This window comes from Conyzicola lurida, assembly GCF_014204935.1.
GTDB classification, from domain to species: Bacteria; Actinomycetota; Actinomycetes; order Actinomycetales; family Microbacteriaceae; genus Conyzicola; species Conyzicola lurida.
Window position 1 is genome coordinate 1,762,381 of the sequence record NZ_JACHMJ010000001.1, and the last position, 18,881, is coordinate 1,781,261.

Here is an 18,881-nt window from a genome sequence, read left to right on the forward strand (position 1 = left end):
GCGACCCCGAGGGACCGCGCCGGCACGTCGAGGGTGTTACGGGGTAACCAGAACCTTGAGCGCTTCGCGGGCGTCCATGGCGGCGTACCCTGCAGGGATGTCGTCGATGGCCACCGTGCGGTCGAAGACCTTGCCCGGGTCGATCGTGCCGTCGAGCACGAGCGGGATCGCCTCGTCGATGTATGCCCGCACGGGGGCGGGCCCGCCGGTCAGGGTGATGTTCTTGCCGAACAACGACATGAATCCGACGGGGGCGTCTTCGTACTGCGGGACGCCGACGCGGGAGATCACACCGCCGGCACGGACGATGCCGACCGACTGCGTGTAGGCGGGCATGTGGCCGACGGCTTCGAGGACCACGTGCGAGCCGTACCCGCCGGTCAGGTCGAGGACCTTCTGGATGCCTTCGTCGCCGCGTTCGGCGATCACGTCGGTGGCGCCGAACTCGATACCGAGGTCGGTGCGGGCCTTGTGGCGGCCCATCAGGATGATCCGTTCGGCACCGAGCTGCTGCGCGGCGAGAACCGCCGACAGACCGACGGCGCCGTCACCGATCACCGTGACGGTCTGCCCGTCCCGGATGCGGGCCATGTGGGCGGCGTGGTAACCCGTGAGGTACACGTCGGAGAGGGTCAGCAACGATGGAAGGACCGCGGTGTCGTTCTCGGTGACCCCGGGGACGACGACGAGGCTGCCGTCGGCCAGCGGCACCCGGGACAGCTCCGCCTGCAGGCCCGCGGTGTCGGGAGTGGCGTAGAAGCCGCCGTGCGGGCACGCGGTCTGGAAGCCGTCCTTGCAGATCGGGCAGGTGTTGTCGGCGAATGCGAACGGGGCGATGACGAGGTCGCCCTTCTTCACGGTGCGCACCGCGGATCCGACTTCCTCGACGACCCCGAGGAGCTCATGGCCCATGCTCTGGCCGTGCTCCGTCGCGGGCATGTCGTGGTACGGGTGCAGGTCGGAGCCGCAGACGCAGGTGACGACGGTGCGCACGATGGCGTCAGTCGGCTGCTGGATCGTCGGGTCGGCGACGGTTTCGACGCGGACGTCGCCCGCACCGTACATGATGGTGGCCTTCATGATGGTGGTCCTTTCGAAGGTGGTTGTTACTCGGAGAAGACGCGCTTGGCGACGTCGATGGCGGACAGTGCCTTCGGCCAGCCGGCGTAGAACGCGAGATGGGTGAATTCCTCGAGGATCTCGTCCTGGTTGAGTCCGTTGCTCAGACCGATCCTGATGTGGGACTCGAGCTGGGTGAAATTGCCTCCGGTGACCAGAGACGAGATCGTGATGAGGCTGCGGTCGCGCTTGGACAGCTCGGGACGTTCCCAGACGTCTCCGAACAGGACGTCGTCGGTGAGATCGACGATCTTCGGGGCGAAGTCGCCGAGCATCTTCCGGATCGCGCTGGGCTGGGTGTCAGCCATGGTGGTTCCTTTCTCCACGGATTGCTTTATCCCACTAGACGCCTTCCCACACGCGCGCGGGAGTCTCTGTCGAAAGGTGTACCGGCAGGGGATCCCAATCCTCTTCCCGCCGTCGTAGCGTCGCACTCATGCAGATCCAACCCAAATCCCCCACAACCAAGAATCCGGCGGAGCAGTTCACCGGCGACGTCTACCTCGACATCATCTCGACCCCTCAGTCCGACCAGCAGCAAACGGTCGTCGCCAAGGTCCGGTTCTTGCCGGGCGCGCGCACGGCGTGGCACTCGCATGCCAACGGCCAGACACTTCACGTCACCGAGGGCCTGGCCTGGATGGGCACCCGGGATGGCACCGTCATCGAGGTCCACCCGGGCCAGACCGTATACACCCCGGCCGACGAAGAGCACTGGCACGGTGCCACCCCGACCGACTACATGGAACACCTCGCGATCGTCGAGAACGGTGACGACCCCGCCGCGACGACCACTTGGCTCGAGCACGTCGCCGACGAGGACTACCACCTCTGACAATGCGCCTCCCAATGGGGTGGGGGCGGGCGGAAGGCACCGCGCCGGAAGGCGGCGCCGTGCCTCGCAGCACTGTGCGTCCGATCGAATTGGATACAGATCACCGATGACCGCCCGCACCACCCCGCTCGTCCCTCCTCCCCCGGCACAATTTCGCCGACAGCACGCTGTCGAGTCCCGGTATGCGCGAAATCGCGGCCGTCCCGACGCCTATGCACGCCCGGCTGCAGCTCCAGATCGAATAAGCGCGCAAGTCGGCCGTGCCGCTCCACCTCCAGGTGATCCAGCCACCACGTGATGGAGGCGAAGTCGGTCCTCCCGGTCCGCTCCCGCGGATTGTCTATATCCAGCGTTCCGCGTAGAAGAGACAGGATCTCGGGCAGAACATCGCCGCACTGACGGACAGGGAAAGGTGTTCAGCATCCATGGCACTGAGGTGTCCGAGGCCATCCCAGATGGGTAGAACCGGGCCGAGGAACCTCATTGTGAGGGACCTAACCGCCGGTTCTTCCGGGTAAGCCGTGAATAAACGGTGAGCCCATCGAGTCTCGTCCCTTCCTTTGGACAAGAAACCCCGGTCAGACCGTCGTTCCAGTAGGCCGTCGTTCCAGTAGGGCGGACGGGACTTGAACCCGTGACCGACGGATTATGAGTCCGCTGCTCTAACCAGCTGAGCTACCACCCCGCGCACCGCCCCGGTCACCGGAGCGAGCGCAGGCGGCCCGAGAGCCGCCGCGCATCCACGATACAGGCTCGGAACGCGCGGGCGCGTGAGGGCGCACGGCGCCGCCGACGCGCGCGTCGGCCGCGCCATCCACCGCCCGCCCCTCAGTGGAAATTCAGGAAGTCTGCGCACCAGGCGCCAGCGTGCACCCGGAATTGCGCCGCGCGTGATCGCGGCGGCCTACAGACTTCCTGAATTTCCGACAGCGGGGGTGGGAGGGAGGGCGGCCAGGGCGGTGAGGATGCCGGCGAGCCGGCGTCCGAAGCCCGGGGGCACGCTCGGGGGCAGAGCGTCGACGGGCCACCAGGCGACGTCTTCGCTCTCGTGGCTGGTGACCGGCACGGCGTCCGCGGGGGCGAGGGCGACGAACCCGAGGTCCCAGTGCACCGCGCACGATCCGAACGCGCCGGGGAGGGCGTGGCGGTCGACGTCGAGCGGAGTGCGGCCGAGCGGCGTGAGGTCGGCGATACCGGACTCCTCGAGCGCCTCGCGGAAAGCCGCGGAGGCGACGTCGGGGTCGCCCGGCTCGATGTGTCCGCCGAGCTGCACCCAGAACTGCCCCTTGCGGTGGAAGCACAGCAGCACGCTGGAGAGGTCGGGCGTGAGGACGAAGCAGCTCGCCGTCAGGTGTTCCGGGCCGCCGGAACGGTCGAGCGCCGCGTCTCCCCCGGCATCGACGAACGCGACGTACTCGGTGCGCAGCGCCGCCTGGGCGGGATCGGCGGGGGTCCAGCGCAGCAGGTCGGCGCGGATCGTGGCGGCGGGGTGCGAGAGCATCCGGTCAGCTTACGTCGGGTGCGGCATCCATTCGACAGGACAAAACGGGCCGGACGCGCACTCGACAGGACCGAACGCGGCGTGCCGAACGTGGTCGACCTGTCGGACGGGTGCCAGAGAGAGCCTACGGCGCCGGCGTCACCGTCGGGGTGTCGATGACCACGTCGGGGATCGGCTCGCCGCGGTAGATCGCCTCGAAGGTCGAGACCGTGCGCTGGATGTCGTGCGCGGCCACGATGCGGAGGCTCTCCTGCTTGAATCGCTGCAGCTCGTCCTCGGGCATGCTGAGGATGTCGGTGAGGCGGGCCGCGAATTCCTCGACGTTGCCGGGCTCGAACAGGAATCCGTTCTCGCCGTGGTGCACGAGGTGGGGCAGCGCCATCGCGTTGGCGGCGACGACCGGGAGGCCGGACGCCATGGCCTCCATCGTCGCGATGCTCTGCAGCTCGGCGATCGACGGCATGGCGAAGACGGTGGCGCGGGTGAGCGCGTGGCGCAGATAGTCCTCTTCGGCGTAGCCGGTGAAGGTGACGCGGTCGCGCACGCCGAGCTGCGAGGCGAGCGACTTGAGGTTGTTCTCCTGCTCGCCGCCGCCGACCAGTTCGAGCTTCGCGTCGAGCGCGGGGTCGAGCTGCGCGAACGCGCGGATGAGCTTGTCGAGCTGCTTCTCGTGCGTGATGCGTCCGACGAAGACGATGAGGTTCTCGGTGCGGGGCGTGAAGTCGGGGGTGTAGTGCTGCGCGTCGACTCCGCAGGAGATCGCGAGTACTCCGCGCACCTTGGTGTAGTGCTCGAGGAAGTCGGCGGCCTTGCGCGTCGGGGTCGTGACGACCTCGGCGCGCGCGAAGGAGCGGGCGGCGGCTTCCCAGGCCAGCTTGACCGCGCGGCCCTGCACGAACTTCGGAAGCAGGGTGTGCTCGAGCATGTTCTCGGGCATGAAGTGGTTGGTTCCGACTATGCGGATGCCGCGCTTGACTGCCTGGTTCGACAGGCCGCGGCCGACGATGATGTGCGACTGGAAATGCACGACGTCGGGCTTCACCTCGTCGAGGACGCGCGCGCTGTTCTTCTCGATCTGCCACGGCAGTGCGAAGCGCAGCCACGGGTGCGGGTACCAGCGCCAGCTCTTGAGGCGGTGCACCGTCATCGGCTGGCCCTCGAGCGTCTCGGTCCACGTGCCGTGCTTGCGGCTCGCGGCGGGCGCGACGATGTGCACGTCGTGTCCGCGCTCGACGAGGCCCGCGGCCAGTCGGGCGGCGAAGGTCGCTGCGCCGTTGATCTCGGGGGCGAACGTGTCAGCGCCGATCAGAATGCGTAGCGGCTTCTCGGTGGTCGGCGTTTTCGGCGAATCAGGCAACAGGTTTGGTTTCCTCAGGTGTCGGCACATGGACTCTGGACAACAGGAACACACCGTAGATGGCGATCCCACCCGCTATCAAGAGGGCGAACATGGTCCAGAGCGGCGCGCCGGCCATTTCATTGAGGACCACGATACCGATCGTGACCGCGACGAGCGGGTCGATCACGGTGAGTCCCGCGACCACGAGGTCGGGCGGGCCGTGCGAGTGGGCCGACTGGACGAAATACGAACCGAGGGCGGATGCCGCGAGCAGAGCCACCACACAGAGCAGTGTCAGCCACTCGAAGCTGTCCGGTTCGAACCCGGCCATGGTGATGGTGGTGATGCGGTCAATGACGGTCTTGGCCAGGGTCGCGACGAAGCCGAAGAGCACTCCCGCTCCGAGGATGTAGAAGACGGCCTTGAACTTCTTGCGCAGCGTGACGAAGATCACGGCGAAGATGACGAGCACGATGGCCAGCAGGATCAGCACGGTCGCCAGCTGCGATGCCTCGATCGGCGACGACTTCGCGAACGGCGCGGCGAAGGCGACGAACAGCGTCACGCCGCCGACCGAGAAGACGATCGCGCGGATCGCCTGCCGGGTGAGCTTCACCTTGCTGATGCGCGAGTTGACGATGGCGGTGACCACGAGGGCGACGGCGCCGAGCGGCTGCACCACGATGAGCGGCGCGAATTTGAGGCTGAGCAGCTGCAGCACGATCGCGGCGCCGAGCATCAGCGTGCCGATGACCCACGAGGGGCGGCCGAGCAGCGCGGTCAGCTGGCGGACGCTGAGACCGGCTTTCGCGCCGGAACCGAGGTTGTCCTCCACCTTGGTGACACCGCGGTGTTGGAACTGGGTACCCAGAGCGAGGAACACGGCGCCGACCAGAGCAATCGGGATTCCGATGTACTGGTCAGGGGTCAGGGAAGTGACCTGGTCTGTCAGGTCGCTGAGTTCGGGCGGCACCTGTCCAAGCTACCCGCACTCGGACGGATATTCTTGACGAATGGCCGTACTCCCCATCCGAATCACTGGTGATCCAGTTCTCCACTCCCCCGCCGTCGAGGTCGAAGATTTCGACGACGAGCTGCGAACGCTCGTCGCCGACATGTACGAGACGATGGAGCTGGCGCCCGGCGTCGGGCTCGCCGCACCCCAGGTGGGCGTGAATCTGCGCCTGTTCGTCTACCACTGGGTCGACGACGACGACGTTCTCTGGCGCGGAGAGGCGATCAACCCGCAGCTCTGGATCAGCCCGCCGCCGATCGGCGCCGCCGACGAGGACGAGGAATCCGAGGGCTGCCTGTCGATCCCCGGCGAACGCTTCCCGCTCCGGCGTGGCGAGCTCGCGATCCTCACCGGCGTGAACCTCGAGGGCGAACCCTTCGAGATCAAGGCCGAGGGCTGGCTCGCGCGTATCTTCCAGCACGAGTACGACCACCTCGACGGCATCCTCTACGCCGACCGTCTCGAAGCGAAGCACGCGAAAGCCGCTGCCCGCGAGATCAAGCGCAACGGCTGGGGCGTCGACGGGCTCGAATGGATGCCGGGAGTCGACAACCTCGACGAATAACCGTCAGCGGTTCGCCGCCGCCGCGCGCACGATCGACAGCAGGACCTCGGGTTCGACGTCCTTGTAGACCATGGCGTAGACGCCCGCGTCGGCGGCCGGCGGCACCTGGTCCTCGAGTTCGAGGGCCGTGACGAGCACGATCCGCGGAGCGGGACCCAGCGCGCGCACCCGGGCGTCGGTGGTGATGCGTTCGCTCGCGACGAGACCGTTCACCCGCGGCATCCGCACGTCCATCAGCACCACGTCGGTGACGGTACGGCGCACCTGGGCGAGCGCCTGCGCACCGTCGCCCGCCTCGCCGAGCACCTCGATGTCGGGCTGGCTGTCGAGCACCATGCGGAACCCGGCACGCTGCAGCGGCTGGTCGTCGACGATGAGGACGCCGATCGTCACGACGGGTCCAGATTCACTCCGTGCACGCCGTTGTGGTACCGCAGCGACGGGAAACTCGCCGCGATCGAGAAGCCGACCCCCGCGTTGAGGGTCGACGTGAAGACGCCGCCGAACAGCTCGGTGCGTTCGCGCATCTCGGTGATTCCCGCGCCGCCGATCACGCCGGTGAGGGCGGTGAGGTCGTCGTCGATCTCGCCCGGACGGTGCTGCGACGCGTCGTTGGGGTTGAGGCCGCTGCGGCGCAGCTCGTTGCGGATGCCGTCGTCGTCGACGCGCAACTGGAAGCCCTCGCCGGTCCAGGTCTGCACCACGGTGACGTTGGTTCCCTCTCCTCCGTGCGTGAGCGCGTTGGTGAGCGCCTCCTGGAGGATGCGGTAGATCGCGAGTTCGGCGCCCGGCTTGAGGTCGTAGCGGTCGCCGCTCTCCTCGATGGTGAGGCGCAGCCCCGCTTCGGTCATGACCTTGAACAGGTGGCGCGAGCTCTTCAGCTGCGGGTGCACGTCGACGTCGACTTCACCCTCGCGGACGACGGTCATCACCCGTCGCAGGTCGGCGAGGGTGTTGCGCGCCACGTCGGCGATGGTGGCGACGGCCCGCACGGCGGCGGTGGGGTCGGATTCGGCGGCGTAGCGCGCACCGTCGGCCTGGCCGATGATGACCGACATGTCGTGCACCGAGACCTCGTGCAGCTCGCGGATGATGCGGAGGCGGCCCTGCTGCTCGGCGAGCGAGAGCTCGAGGTCGATGCGCTCGCGGTCGAGCCGGATGCGCTTGGCGGCCTCGCGGCGTCGGGTGCGACGCGCACGCAGCCAGAGCGCCAGCAGCACGAGGGTCGCGAGCAGCAGCGCAGCGCCGGCGGCGGCCAGCGCGATGATGAGAACCATCGAGTTCTCGGCGATCCAGTCGTTCACGCGGCGTCTCCCTCTCGGCCCGGTGTGGCCGTGGCCGGTGTGGGCCAAGAGAGAGACTATCGCGTCAGCGCTCGGGTGCTCCCTCGGGATAGGCGTTCGCCCGCAGCACCTCGAGGCGGGCGCGGTACTCCTTCTCGTCGATATCGCCCTGCGCGAAGCGCTCGGCGAGGGTCGACTCGGCGCGGCGGGCCGGCTGGGCCCACGGTGCGCCCGGACCGAAGCCGCGCGCGAACATCGCGCGGCGCGAACGGCGTGCGATGAAGAAGACGAGCGCGATCACGGCGATCCAGAAGAACGGGATGAGCAGGAAGAACCAGCCGAATCCCGCGCCCCACGGGCCGCCCGCATGGGCGGCGATTCCTACAGTGGCAAGTGTGTCTAACACGGTCTGTCCATTCGTCAGGGGTTCCGGCGGAACCACTGCGTCCAGACTCGCCGTGACGCGTCCCCGGCGAATCTGCCCGCGGGCGGCTCGTGGATACTACCGGGAGAGCAGATTCGAGGCGGGCAGCTACACCGCGTCGGTCAGACCATGCGGCGAACAGGCAGAGCGGCCGACTACACCGCGCGCCCGGGGCGCACCAGACCGGTCTCGTAGGCGACGACGACGAGTTGCACGCGGTCGCGGGCGTGCAGCTTCGACATGATGCGCGAAACGTGCGTCTTGGCCGTCAGGGGGCTGAGGAACAGCTCGCGGCCGATCTCCTCGTTGGTGAGGCCGAGGCCCACGTGGCCGAGAACCTCGCGCTCGCGGTCGGTCAGCACGGCGAGCTGGCGCTGGTCCGGCGCCTCGGTCAGGTCGCCGGCGATCCGCTCGAGCAACCGCTTGGTCACGCCGGGGCTGAGCAGCGCGTCGCCGCCCGCGACGACCCGCACCGCCCGGATGAGTTCGACCGGTTCGGTGTCTTTGACGAGGAACCCGCTGGCCCCGGCGCGGATCGCCTGGCCGACGTACTCGTCGAGCTCGAAGGTCGTGACGATCACGATGTGGGTGCCGGCGAGGGCGGGGTCGGCGGCGATCTTCTCCGTCGCCCAGAGACCGTCGCCGTCGGGCATCCGGATGTCCATCAGCACCACGTCGGGCCGTTGGGCCGTGACGAGCGCGACGGCCTCGACGCCGGTGCCCGCCTCCCCCACGACCTCGATGTCGGGCTCGGAGTCGAGCAGGCTGCGGAAGCCGCCGCGGATGAGCTGCTGGTCGTCGGCGATTGCGACACGGATCATTGCTGGTCTTCTCTCGGGGTCTTCTTCGGGATGCTCGCCGCGACGCCGAACCCGCCGCCCGGGAGCGGCCCGGCGTCGAGGGTGCCGCCCAGTAGTTCGGCGCGTTCGTGCATGCCGAGCAGCCCGCGGCCGCCCGGTTCGGAGTCGCGCTCGGTGTGATCCTGCGGGCCGGTTCCGTCGTCGGTCACCCGCACGTCGTACCGGTCGGGCGTCTCGCGCAGTTCGACCCGGGCTCGGGTGGCCCGCGAGTGCCGCACGACGTTCGTCAGCGACTCCTGCACGATGCGGTAGATCGCCAGCTGGGTCGCCTGGGGCACGTCGCCGAGGGCGTTGTCGAGGTCGACCTCGATTCCCTGCGAGGTGACGGATGCCGCGAGCCCGGCGAGCCGCGACAGGTCCGGTTCGGGCACGAGCGGTGCGGAGGGATCCCCGCCGGTCTCGGCCCGGAGGATGCCGAGCACGGCCCGCACCTCGTCGAGGGCGGTCTTGCTCGTCTCCTTGATGTTGGCGAGGGCTTCCGCGGCCTTGTCGGGCTGCCGTTCCATCAGGTGCAGGCCGACGCCCGCCTGCACGTTGATCTGGCTGAGCGAGTGGGCGAGCACGTCGTGCAGCTCGCGGGCGATGCGCACCCGCTCGGCCTGCACCTCGGCCTGGCGCCGCACGGCGATGCGGCGGCCGAACTCGGCGACGCGCTCCTTCTGGGTGCGCACCCCCTCGGCCGCGGCGACGACGAGCAGGATGCCGATCGTGATGCCCGCGATGCGCCACGGCTGCCAGGAGACACCGACGAACGTCGAGAGCACGATCGTCGCGAACCACGCCACGCCGATCGACACCCACGCCCAGACCCGGGCGCCGCGCACGATCGCCGACCCGATGGCGAAGGCGAGCGCGATGTACGGCGGACCGTCGGTGTTTCCCGAAAGCAGCAGGTCGATGCTCGCGGCGAGAGCCACGACGGCGACGACCGGTCCGGGGAACCGTCGCGCGAACAGCAGCGCCGCCGGTCCGACGAGCGCGAGCCCGAGGGTGAGCGCGAGGTCGTCGCCCGCGACGAACTCGGGCCGTGCGCCCACGCGCCAACGAAAGAGGGATGTCGGTACCTGCACGAACAGGGAGATGACGACGGGGCCCCACAGCCGCACCCATTGCGGCGACCGTCCGCTGAACCGCCCCGACGCGATCTCGGGGTCCCACGGGCCGTGCCAGCGGGCGTCGGCGTTCGCCCGCCACTGTCGGGGGCGGAAACGACCGGGGGTGGGCATAGTGCGAGCTTATTCGCGGCGTCGGCCCGCGGCATCCACTAGGCGGATGCCGGCCGTCTACTCCCCCGGGAGTAGCCCTCGCGGCTTAAATGAAGAAAAGCCATGGAGGGTGGAGCCCCACATGGCTTTTCTAGCTCCCCGACTTGGACTCGAACCAAGAACCTACGCATTAACAGTGCGTTGCTCTGCCAATTGAGCTATCGAGGATTGGCTGAAACAGCTTGGCTACTTTACCAAAGGTTTCGGGCTGTCAAAACCGCGCTGCGCCCCCTGCGCGCCGGTCGACGCCCAAAATCCGCGAGATTCCGCCGATCCACGGTTCAGACCGCCAGCAAAAATATTGGCGACGGCACCTCGATGGGGGGCTCGATCAGCGTCGGAATGCCGTCGTCGCCGAGGCGGAAACTGGCGACCGTGTTCGACCGTTCGTGGGCCACGTGCATCACATCGCCGTCGACCACGTGGTGGCGCGGCCAGTCGCCCTCGGCGCTCACCGAGGTGACGGCGCTGAGCGCGCGTCCGCCGTGCGAGACCCCGAGCACGGCGATGCGGTTGCTACCGCGCAGACCGGCCCAGACGAAGTCGCCCGCGGCGCTCAGGGTGAGGGCGGCGGCGTGGTCGCCGGGGCGCGCGCCGGGAAGCGGCGTCCGGCCGACGAAGGTGAGCTCGTCGTCGAAGACCAGCACCTCGAGGCTGAGTTCGCCGAGCACGTAGAGGTAGCCGCCGGGGCCGCGGAGGAAGTCGCGCGGGCCGGTGCCGGCCGGCAGCTCGATCTCGCCCGTGCGCGTCAGCACGCCGTCGACGAGCGCGTGCAGGTAGAGGCGGTCGGCGCCGAGGTCGGCCGACACGATGGAGCTGTCGTCGAGGGCGACGGTGGCGTGCGCGTGCGAGCCGTCCTGCGCCGGGTGCGGGCCGCTGCCCTGGCCCTCGAGCACCGCGTCGAGGCCGAGCGGGTCGGTCGAGAGCACGCCGAGGTGCCCGTCGACGTAGCAGGAGGTGATCACGGTGTCGCCGTACCGGGCGACGTGGCAGGGCGCGGCTCCGCCGGCCGGGGACTCCCCCGTGGCGTCGAGCGCGAAACCGTCGCCGCGGGTGAACTCGCGGACGGTGCCCGCTGCCTCCTCGACGGCGTACACGCGGTCGCCGTGCGACGCGAGGTAGGCAGGCGAGTCACTGACCGCGGCGAGACCGAGGTACTCGAGCGATCCGTCGTCGAGACGGCCGAGGGCGGCGATGCCGGTGGCGGTGCCGCCCATGTCCGCCGAGTACGCCCCGACGAAGTAGGCGACCATCAGTAGCCGGCCGCGGTGTCGACGACGCCGACGAACCGGCCGTCGCCGAGCAGTGCCGTCACGTTGACTTCGATGCGCCCGGCGAGCAGCGGCGCCGTCATGGCCTTGGTGTCGGCGGAGTGCGAGGTGATGATGCAGCGCGGCTCGGTCCAGAGCGGGTGGCCGTCGGGCAGCGGTTCGGGGTCGGTGACGTCGAGTGCCGCGCCGTCGATTTCTCCGGCCGCGAGTGCCTCCACCAGGGCGTCGGTGTCGATGAGGGCGCCGCGCGCGATATTCACGAGCACGGCGCTGGGCTTCATCGCGGCGAACTCCGCGGCCCCGAGCAGGTGCTTGGTCTCGGTGGTGCTCGCGGCGGCGAGGATGACGACGTCGGCGTGGGGCAGTACCTCGAGCAGTTCGCTCGCGGCCACGGTGCGGTCGGCGCCGGCGAGCGGGGTCGCGGTGCGGCGCACGACGGTGACGGTCGTGTCGAACACCGAGAGCAGGCGCATGATCTCGACGGCGATGCCGCCCGCGCCGACGATCACGACGTTCATGCCGAACAGCGACTGCCCGATCTCCGTCGTCGCCCAGCTCGTGGCGCGCGCCTTCTCGGGCAGGCCGCGCAGCAGCGCCAGCGTCAGCGCGAGTGCGTGCTCGGCGACGGGCTCCGAGTAGGCGCCCTTGGCGCTCGTCCAGAGCGGCAGCGGCCGGTCGGCGTAGCCGGCGAGCAGGCCGGAGAACGCGTCGACACCCGCCCACGGCAGCTGCACCCACTCGATGCCCGGGTGCGAGTCGAGGATGTCGGTGAGTTCGTCGGGCCGGGAGGCGACGAGCCAGACCACACCACGGGTCTCGTCGGAGAGCGGGCCGACGGTGCCGCCGGCGGCGATCACGGCGTCGGCGAACTCCTTCTTGTCGTGCGGCAGGATCGCGACGGGGCCGGCCGTGGGCCGACGGTCGGCCGCCACGGGGACGGCGTCGGAGCCGGCAGGATCACGGTGTTGGCCGGGGGCGCGGGTCATACGGAGATCCTCTTCGTGGGTGCTGTGGGGCGACGGCGCGACCGCGCCAGCCCTTCGACGTAGGGGTGGGCGGGGGCGGCGAGCACCTGGTCGACCTGTCCCTGGCCGACGACGGCGCCGCGGTGCATCACGATGACCTGGTCGGAGATACGGCGTACCTCGTCGAGGTCGCTCGACACCAGCAGCGCCGAGAAGTGCCGCCGCGCCTGCAGCTCGCGGATCACGTCGAGGATGGCCGAACGCACGGTCGGGTCGATGCCCGAGGTCGGGTCGTCGGCGACGAACAGCGCGGGCTCCAGGATGAGCGCCTGCGCCATGGCGACGCGCTGGCGCTGGCCCCGGCTGAGTTCGTGCGGGTAGCGGTTGAGAATGCCGAGCGGAAGGCGCACCGAGTCGATGAGGGTGGCCACGGCCTCGTTCGCCTCGCGCTGATTGAAGCGGCGGTCGCGCTCGAAGATCGGTGCCGCGACGTTCTCGGCGACCGTCAGGCGCCCGGACAGCTGCTCTCCGCCATCCTGCCGCAGATAACCCACGCGGAGCGTCACCAGGTCGCGTTTGCGGTCGGAGATGCCCTTCATCGTGTAACCGAGCACGCGCAGCTTTCCGCCGTGGATCACCGGGTCGTGCGCGTTCCCGGTGTCGGCCGCGCCGGCGACCGCGGCCGCCAACGTGCTCTTGCCCGAGCCGGATTCGCCGACGACCGCGACGATCTCGCCCTGTTCGAGCGAGAACGTCACGCCGTTGACCGCGAGGTCCTGCGCGTCCGGCCGTCGCGACGGGTACCTGATCGACAGGTCGCTCGCGAAGATCACGGGCGGGATCGGAACGGCACTCGTCGTCATGGTCTTACTCGGCCCTCAGCGTTCGCAGCGACTCGCGACGTACGGCCTGCTCGGCCGGGTCGGGCACGGGCAGCGAGGCGAGGAGCCTCTGGGTATACGGATGCCGCGGCTGGCCGAGCACCTGCGAACCGGGACCCTCTTCCACGAGCTCTCCGTGGTACAGCACGGCGATGCGGTCGGCGAGCATGTCGACGACGGCCAGGTCGTGGCTGATGAACAACGCCGCGAACCCGAACTCCTTCTGGATCTCGGCGAACAGCTCGAGCACGCGGGCCTGCACCGACACGTCGAGCGCGCTGGTGGGCTCGTCGGCGATGAGCAGGCTCGGCTCGAGCGCGAGCGCCCGCGCGAGGCTGGCGCGCTGGCGCTGGCCGCCACTCAGTTCGTGCGGGTAGCGGTCGCCGAAGTGTTTCGGCAGCTGCACCGCCTCGAGCAGTTCGTCCACCCGCGTGCGGGCGGCGGCGGCGTCTCCGGCGCGCTTGTGCACGATGAGCGGCTCGGCGACGGCCTGCGCGATGGTGAGCAGCGGGTTGAAGCTCGACGCGGGGTCCTGGAAGACGAATCCGATCTGGCTGCGCACGGGACGGAACGTGCGCTCCTTGATGCCGAGCATCTCGTGGCCGAGCACCTCGAGCGAGCCGCCGGTGATCTTGGTGAGGCCGCCGATGGCGCGGCCGATCGTGGTCTTGCCCGATCCGCTCTCGCCGACGAGGCCGAGCACCTCGCCGGGCGAGATGCTGAAGCTCACGCTGTCGACCGCGCGGAAGCCCGAGCTGCCGAGGCGCCCCGGATACTCGATGACGAGGTCGGTGGCGGTGACGACCGGTGCCCCGAGCGCTTCGGTGCGGGCGTCGGCGCGGGCCTGCGCCCTGGCCGCACCCGATCCGAGGCGCGGCACCGAGCCGAGCAGCTTCTGCGTGTACGGGTTCTTCGGGTTGGAGAACAGCTCGGCGGCCGTCGCCTCCTCGACGATGTCGCCCTGGTACATCACGACGACGCGGTCGGCGAGGTCGGCGACGACGCCCATGTTGTGGGTGATCAGCAGGATGGCGGTGCCGAACTCGTCGCGCACGCGGCGCAGCAGGTCGAGGATCTCGGCCTGCACCGTCACGTCGAGCGCCGTCGTGGGCTCGTCGGCGACGATGAGGCCGGGCTCGAGCACGAGCGCCATCGCGATGACGACGCGCTGCTTCTGCCCGCCCGAGAACTGGTGCGGGTAGTAGTCGACGCGGGTCTCGGGGTCGGGGATTCCGACCTTGCCGAGAATTTCGATCGCTTTCGCCCGCGCCTGCTTCTTGGTGAACTTGCCGTGGGCGCGCAGACCCTCGGCGATCTGCCAGCCGACCGTGTAGACGGGGTTGAGTGCCGTCGAGGGCTCCTGGAAGACCATGGCGACGTCGGTGCCCCGGATGTCGCGCAGCTGCGATTTGCTCAGTGACACGACGTCGTTCGCGCCGAGGAGCACCGCTCCCCGGGCGACGGCCGTCTCGGGCAGGAGGCCGAGGATCGTTTTGGCGGTCACGGTCTTGCCGCTGCCGCTCTCGCCGACGATCGCCACGACCTCGCCGGCCGCGACGGTCAGGCTCACGTCGTTGACCGCGACGACGTCGCCGGCGTCGGTCGCGAAGGTGATCTTCAGTTTGTCGATGTCGAGAACGTTGGTCACGGTCGTACCTCCGGTGTCTTCAGGCCGATGACGTCGTCGAGGCTGTTGCCCGTCGAGACCGCGCTCGCTTCTGCTGTGGCGCTCGGCGCGCCCTTGTCGGCGCGACGGCGGGTGCGCAGTCGCGGGTCGGCGAGGTCGTTGAGGCTCTCTCCGACGAGGGTGATGCCGAGCACGACGAGCACGATGGCGGCGCCGGGGAAGACCGAGGTCCACCAGATTCCACTGGTGACGTCGGAGATCGACGCCTTGAGGTCGTAGCCCCACTCGGCCGCCGACGACGGCTCGATGCCGAAGCCGAGGAAGCCGAGGCCCGCGAGGGTGAGGATCGCCTCCGACGCGTTGAGCGTGAAGATGAGCGGCAGGGTGCGGGTGGCATTGCGGAAGACGTGCCGGAACATGATTCGGGCGGTGCTGGTTCCGATGACCTTCGCCGATTCGACGTAGGCCTCCGCCTTGATCCGCACGGTCTCGGCGCGGATGACGCGCAGGTACTGCGGGATGTAGACGACGGTGATCGAGATCGCCGCCGCGAACACGCCGCTCCAGAGACCGGACTGGCCGCCGCTGATAGCGATGGCCGCGACGATCGCCAGGAGCAGCGTCGGGAAGGCGTAGACGGCGTCGGCGATCACGATGATCACGCGGTCGAGCCAGCCCCCGAGATAGCCCGAGATGAGACCGAGGATGACGCCGATGAAGATCGACAGCAGCACGGCGACGACGATGACGGCGAGAGCGGTCTGCGCGCCCCAGATCACGCGGGAGAGCACGTCGTAGCCGCCGACGGTGGTACCGAGCAGGTGCTTGCCGCCGGGCTCCTGCTGGGCGCCGAAGAGGCCGTCCTCATCGCGCAGCTGCGCGAAACCGTACGGGGCCAGGAACGGCGCGAAGAGCGCGACGAGCAGGAACACACCGGTGATGACGAGGCCGGCGATGAGCATCCCGCGCTGCAGGCCGACGCTCTGGCGCAGCTGGTGTACGACGGGGAGGCGCTTCCAGAGGGAAACGCGGGGGGCGGTGGTATCAGTCATGGTTAGAACCTCACCCTCGGGTCGATGATCGCGGCGACGATGTCGACGATGAAGTTGCTCAGCGCGACCACCACCGCCAGGAGCGCGACGATGCCCTGAACGGCGATGAAGTCGCGGGCGGTCAGGTATTCGGCGAGCTTGAAGCCGAGACCCTTCCACTCGAAGGTGGACTCGGTCAGCACCGCGCCACCGAGGAGCAGGGCGATCTGCAGGCCGATCACCGTGATGATCGGGATGAGGGCGGGCTTGTAGGCGTGGCGGCGCACCAATCGGTACTCCCCCACTCCGCGCGAGCGGGCGGCGTCCACGTAGTCCATCGAGAGGGTGCCGATCACGTTGGTGCGCACGAGGCGCAGGAAGATGCCGGCGGTGAGCAGACCGAGCGCGACGCCCGGGAGCACGGCGTGCTGCAGCACGTCGGCGACGGCCGCGGGGCTGCCGAGCTGGATCGCGTCGACGAGGTAGATGCCCGTCTTGTTGTCGAGGCTGGACATCTCGAGCTCGGTGCGGGTCGACGCGCGGCCGGCCACGGGGAGCACCTTGAGCCAGACCGAGAAGATGAGCTTGAGCAGGAGGCCGGCGAAGAACACCGGCGTCGCGTAGCAGAGGATTGCGAAGACGCGGAGGAACGCGTCGGGGGCCTTGTCGCGGAAGTACGCGGCGACCATGCCGAGCGGGATGCCGACGATGAAGGCGACGATGAGCGCGTAGACGACGAGTTCGAAAGTGGCGACGCCGTAGGTGACGAGCAGCTCGGTCACCGGGCGGCCGTCGGAGATCGCGGTACCGAAGTTGCCGGTGAAGATCTGGCCGAGGTACTCGAAGTACTGCACGATGATCGGGCGGTCGTAGCCGGCCTCGTGGATGCGCTCCTGCAGCTGGGCCGCGGAGAGGCGTCCGCCCAGAGCGGCGGTGATCGGATCGCCGATCGTGCGCAGCAGGAGGAAGACCATCGTGACGAGGATGAATACCGTCGGGATGACGAGGAGGAAGCGGACGACGATGTACCGTCCCAGATTCCCGCCGGGGAACTTGAAGCTCCTTGTGGGAGCTGACGGCGGGCCCTGGCTTGAGGGCGCCGTCTGAATGGTCGTGCTCATTAATAACCTCACGTGGCAGTACCGGTGGGAATCGAAAAGGGGCGACCCGCAAGTAGCGGGTCGCCCCTGATCGCGCTAGAAAGACTCTAGCTGGCTGATCGAATCAGCCATGACTATCCGCGTTCGACTAGCCCTTCACGAGCGAGCCGTAGCGGAACTTGAAGGAGCCGTCGAGCACTGCGCCCGAGACGTCCTTGCCGGTGACCGCGACCTGCGAGCCCTGGAGCAGCGGAACGGTGGACAGGTCGGCGGCGACTGCAGCCTGGATGTCCTCGATCAGTGCCTGGCGGGCTGCGGGGTCTGCCTCCGACGCCTGCGCGACGATCATGTCGTTCACCGCGCTGTTGTCGTAGTGGTTGCCCAGGAAGTTGTCCGTGGAGAAGAACGGCGTGAGGTAGTTGTCAGCGTCCGAGTAGTCGGGGAACCAGCCGAGCTGGTAGGCCGGGTACACGTCAGCGGTGCGGTCCTTGGAGTAGGTGACCCACTCGGTGGACTGCAGGTTGACGGTGAACAGGCCGGACTCTTCGAGCTGGCTCTTCACGAGGGCGTACTCGTCACCGGACGACTCACCGTAGTGGTCGGGGTTGTACTGCAGGTTGAGCGTGACGGGGGTCGCGACGCCTGCCTCGGAGAGGACTGCGGCCGCTGCGTCTGCATCGGGTCCGCCTTCGCCGTCGCCGTACAGGTCCTTGAGGACCGTGGTGGCACCGGTGAGTCCGTCGGGCACGTAGGAGTACAGGGGCAGGTAGGTGCCCTTGTAGACCTGCTCGGAGATCTCTTCACGGTCGACGAGGTCGGCGACAGCCTGGCGCACGGCGAGCGACTTGGCCGGGTCGGCCTCGGGGGTCGTCGCGCCGAAGGGCTGCGTGTCGAAGTTGAAGACGATGTAGCGGATCTCTCCACCCGGGCCGATCTCGACGTTGACGTCGTCGTTCGACTCGAGGTCGGCGATATCGGTCGCGGAGAGGCTGCGGTGCGCGACGTCGATGTTGCCTTCCTGCACGTCGAGCTTGAGGTTGGACGCGTCGGTGTAGTACTTCAGCGAGATGTTCTCGGTCTTCGCCGCACCCAGGTTGCCCTGGTAGTCGGGGTTGGCCTTGAACGAGACGAGGTTGTTGAAGTCGTAGCTCGCGATCGTGTACTGGCCGGCGAATGCCTCGCCGTCGACGATCTCGTCGTCGGGGGTGATCGAGTCGGCCGAGAAGACCTCTTCGTCGACGATGGGTGCGGCCGGGCTGGAGAGGATCTGGCCCCAGGTCTGGTCGTTCGGGTTGGTGAGGGTGAAGACGACGGTGGTGTCGTCGACGGCCTCGACGCTGGCGAGGTTGCCGAGGAGGGTCGAGGGACCGTTCTCGTCGGCGATCGCGAGCTGGCGGTCGAAGGAGAACTTGACGTCGGAGGAGGTCAGGTCGTTGCCGTTGGCGAACGTCAGTCCTTCCTTGAGGACGACCGTGTACTCGGTCTCGCTGGTGAACTCGGCGGACTCGGCGATGTCGGGGGTGACATCCGAGGTGCCCTGCACCGAGTTGACGAGGAACGGGTACACCTGGTTCATGACCGCGAACGAGCCGTTGTCGTAGGAACCGGCGGGGTCGAGGAACGTGACCTTGTCCGTGGTTCCGACGATGAGCGTGCCCGACGAGGTGCCTTCGTCGGCGCCTCCGTCGTTGCTCTGGGCGCATCCCGTGAGCACGAGAGCGAAAGCCGCGGTACCGGCGACGACGCCGAATACTCGCTTGCTGGTTGTGGACGTCATATGCGTCTACCTCTTCCTGTTGA

General features: G+C 68.6%; 19 protein-coding genes and 2 tRNA genes. 2 read left to right on the forward strand and 19 right to left on the reverse strand.

All coding sequences use genetic code 11. From position 1 onward, the window contains the following. Positions 1-36: 36 nt before the first annotated feature. Both HD599_RS08480 and HD599_RS08485 read right to left on the reverse strand, forming a co-directional pair. Complete coding sequence (locus HD599_RS08480; RefSeq protein WP_184235960.1) at positions 37-1,080, reverse strand: zinc-binding dehydrogenase; 1,044 nt, start codon at positions 1,078-1,080, stop codon at positions 37-39. A 26-nt stretch (positions 1,081-1,106) separates the two neighbouring features. Next, positions 1,107-1,427, reverse strand: a complete 321-nt coding sequence (locus tag HD599_RS08485; protein ID WP_184235963.1) for a carboxymuconolactone decarboxylase family protein — start codon at positions 1,425-1,427, stop codon at positions 1,107-1,109. 128 nt (positions 1,428-1,555) lie between these two features. On the opposite strand from HD599_RS08485, the gene HD599_RS08490 reads away from it, so the two are divergent. After that, positions 1,556-1,954 carry a (R)-mandelonitrile lyase gene (locus HD599_RS08490; protein ID WP_184235966.1) on the forward strand — a complete coding sequence of 133 codons (399 nt, stop codon included), beginning with the start codon at positions 1,556-1,558 and terminating at the stop codon, positions 1,952-1,954. A 611-nt stretch (positions 1,955-2,565) separates the two neighbouring features. On the opposite strand, the gene HD599_RS08495 is transcribed toward HD599_RS08490, so the two are convergent. The 4 genes from HD599_RS08495 to HD599_RS08510 all read right to left on the reverse strand — a co-directional run bounded on the left by HD599_RS08495 (position 2,566) and on the right by HD599_RS08510 (position 5,767). Then, positions 2,566-2,639: transfer RNA gene (locus HD599_RS08495), tRNA-Ile, on the reverse strand. A gap of 219 nt (positions 2,640-2,858) precedes the next feature. Further along, on the reverse strand, positions 2,859-3,455 hold the full coding sequence (locus HD599_RS08500) for an NUDIX hydrolase (RefSeq protein ID WP_184235969.1): 597 nt from the start codon (positions 3,453-3,455) through the stop codon (positions 2,859-2,861). Between the two features lie 124 nt (positions 3,456-3,579). After that, the gene (locus HD599_RS08505) at positions 3,580-4,842 is read right to left on the reverse strand and encodes a glycosyltransferase (RefSeq protein WP_184235972.1); all 1,263 of its coding nucleotides are present in this window, start codon (positions 4,840-4,842) and stop codon (positions 3,580-3,582) included. Continuing rightward, positions 4,805-5,767: a DMT family transporter gene (locus HD599_RS08510; protein WP_184235975.1), complete on the reverse strand. Its 963-nt coding sequence runs from the start codon at positions 5,765-5,767 to the stop codon at positions 4,805-4,807. Before HD599_RS08510 ends, HD599_RS08505 begins: the two co-directional genes overlap by 38 nt. A 40-nt stretch (positions 5,768-5,807) precedes the next feature. On the opposite strand from HD599_RS08510, the gene def reads away from it, so the two are divergent. After that, positions 5,808-6,374: a peptide deformylase gene (gene def / locus HD599_RS08515; protein ID WP_184235978.1), complete on the forward strand. Its 567-nt coding sequence runs from the start codon at positions 5,808-5,810 to the stop codon at positions 6,372-6,374. A 3-nt stretch (positions 6,375-6,377) separates the two neighbouring features. Here def and HD599_RS08520 read toward each other — a convergent pair whose 3' ends face one another. The 13 genes from HD599_RS08520 to HD599_RS08580 form a co-directional block, all read right to left on the reverse strand. Continuing rightward, a complete protein-coding gene (locus tag HD599_RS08520) occupies positions 6,378-6,767 on the reverse strand; it encodes a response regulator (protein WP_184235981.1) in 390 nt (129 codons plus the stop codon). Beyond that, positions 6,764-7,678 (reverse strand): sensor histidine kinase, encoded by a 915-nt coding sequence (locus HD599_RS08525; protein WP_343061975.1) that lies wholly within the window; start codon positions 7,676-7,678, stop codon positions 6,764-6,766. Before HD599_RS08525 ends, HD599_RS08520 begins: the two co-directional genes overlap by 4 nt. Before the next feature lie 64 nt (positions 7,679-7,742). Next, positions 7,743-8,063, reverse strand: a complete 321-nt coding sequence (locus HD599_RS08530) for an SHOCT domain-containing protein (protein WP_184235984.1) — start codon at positions 8,061-8,063, stop codon at positions 7,743-7,745. A gap of 173 nt (positions 8,064-8,236) precedes the next feature. Beyond that, the gene (locus HD599_RS08535; protein ID WP_184235987.1) at positions 8,237-8,902 is read right to left on the reverse strand and encodes a response regulator transcription factor; all 666 of its coding nucleotides are present in this window, start codon (positions 8,900-8,902) and stop codon (positions 8,237-8,239) included. Continuing rightward, on the reverse strand, positions 8,899-10,167 hold the full coding sequence (locus tag HD599_RS08540) for a sensor histidine kinase (protein ID WP_184235990.1): 1,269 nt from the start codon (positions 10,165-10,167) through the stop codon (positions 8,899-8,901). Before HD599_RS08540 ends, HD599_RS08535 begins: the two co-directional genes overlap by 4 nt. 134 nt (positions 10,168-10,301) lie before the next feature. After that, positions 10,302-10,374: transfer RNA gene (locus tag HD599_RS08545), tRNA-Asn, on the reverse strand. A gap of 113 nt (positions 10,375-10,487) precedes the next feature. Beyond that, positions 10,488-11,459 carry a lactonase family protein gene (locus tag HD599_RS08550; protein ID WP_184235993.1) on the reverse strand — a complete coding sequence of 324 codons (972 nt, stop codon included), beginning with the start codon at positions 11,457-11,459 and terminating at the stop codon, positions 10,488-10,490. Then, positions 11,459-12,463 (reverse strand): D-isomer specific 2-hydroxyacid dehydrogenase family protein, encoded by a 1,005-nt coding sequence (locus HD599_RS08555; protein ID WP_184235996.1) that lies wholly within the window; start codon positions 12,461-12,463, stop codon positions 11,459-11,461. The genes HD599_RS08550 and HD599_RS08555 overlap by 1 nt, the downstream gene beginning before the upstream one ends. Beyond that, positions 12,460-13,305 (reverse strand): ATP-binding cassette domain-containing protein, encoded by an 846-nt coding sequence (locus HD599_RS08560; RefSeq protein WP_221420464.1) that lies wholly within the window; start codon positions 13,303-13,305, stop codon positions 12,460-12,462. Before HD599_RS08560 ends, HD599_RS08555 begins: the two co-directional genes overlap by 4 nt. Before the next feature lie 4 nt (positions 13,306-13,309). Then, positions 13,310-14,971, reverse strand: a complete 1,662-nt coding sequence (locus tag HD599_RS08565) for a dipeptide ABC transporter ATP-binding protein (RefSeq protein ID WP_184235999.1) — start codon at positions 14,969-14,971, stop codon at positions 13,310-13,312. Next, complete coding sequence (locus HD599_RS08570; RefSeq protein WP_184236002.1) at positions 14,968-16,002, reverse strand: ABC transporter permease; 1,035 nt, start codon at positions 16,000-16,002, stop codon at positions 14,968-14,970. Before HD599_RS08570 ends, HD599_RS08565 begins: the two co-directional genes overlap by 4 nt. A gap of 2 nt (positions 16,003-16,004) precedes the next feature. Beyond that, positions 16,005-17,102, reverse strand: coding sequence for an ABC transporter permease (locus HD599_RS08575; protein ID WP_184236005.1), 1,098 nt, complete (start codon positions 17,100-17,102; stop codon positions 16,005-16,007). A gap of 127 nt (positions 17,103-17,229) precedes the next feature. Beyond that, the gene (locus tag HD599_RS08580) at positions 17,230-18,858 is read right to left on the reverse strand and encodes an ABC transporter substrate-binding protein (protein WP_184236008.1); all 1,629 of its coding nucleotides are present in this window, start codon (positions 18,856-18,858) and stop codon (positions 17,230-17,232) included. Positions 18,859-18,881: the final 23 nt, after the last annotated feature.

Excerpts from the sequence above, each read along its gene's own strand:
- HD599_RS08480 (WP_184235960.1), bottom strand. The coding sequence starts at position 1,080 with ATGAAGGCCACCATCATGTACGGTGCGGGCGACGTCCGCGTCGAAACC.
- HD599_RS08485 (WP_184235963.1), bottom strand. The coding sequence starts at position 1,427 with ATGGCTGACACCCAGCCCAGCGCGATCCGGAAGATGCTCGGCGACTTC.
- HD599_RS08490 (WP_184235966.1), top strand. The coding sequence starts at position 1,556 with ATGCAGATCCAACCCAAATCCCCCACAACCAAGAATCCGGCGGAGCAG.
- HD599_RS08500 (WP_184235969.1), bottom strand. The coding sequence starts at position 3,455 with ATGCTCTCGCACCCCGCCGCCACGATCCGCGCCGACCTGCTGCGCTGG.
- HD599_RS08505 (WP_184235972.1), bottom strand. The coding sequence starts at position 4,842 with ATGTGCCGACACCTGAGGAAACCAAACCTGTTGCCTGATTCGCCGAAA.
- def (WP_184235978.1), top strand. The coding sequence starts at position 5,808 with ATGGCCGTACTCCCCATCCGAATCACTGGTGATCCAGTTCTCCACTCC.
- HD599_RS08535 (WP_184235987.1), bottom strand. The coding sequence starts at position 8,902 with ATGATCCGTGTCGCAATCGCCGACGACCAGCAGCTCATCCGCGGCGGC.
- HD599_RS08540 (WP_184235990.1), bottom strand. The coding sequence starts at position 10,167 with ATGCCCACCCCCGGTCGTTTCCGCCCCCGACAGTGGCGGGCGAACGCC.
- HD599_RS08550 (WP_184235993.1), bottom strand. The coding sequence starts at position 11,459 with ATGGTCGCCTACTTCGTCGGGGCGTACTCGGCGGACATGGGCGGCACC.
- HD599_RS08555 (WP_184235996.1), bottom strand. The coding sequence starts at position 12,463 with ATGACCCGCGCCCCCGGCCAACACCGTGATCCTGCCGGCTCCGACGCC.
- HD599_RS08560 (WP_221420464.1), bottom strand. The coding sequence starts at position 13,305 with ATGACGACGAGTGCCGTTCCGATCCCGCCCGTGATCTTCGCGAGCGAC.
- HD599_RS08570 (WP_184236002.1), bottom strand. The coding sequence starts at position 16,002 with ATGACTGATACCACCGCCCCCCGCGTTTCCCTCTGGAAGCGCCTCCCC.
- HD599_RS08575 (WP_184236005.1), bottom strand. The coding sequence starts at position 17,102 with ATGAGCACGACCATTCAGACGGCGCCCTCAAGCCAGGGCCCGCCGTCA.
- HD599_RS08580 (WP_184236008.1), bottom strand. The coding sequence starts at position 18,858 with ATGACGTCCACAACCAGCAAGCGAGTATTCGGCGTCGTCGCCGGTACC.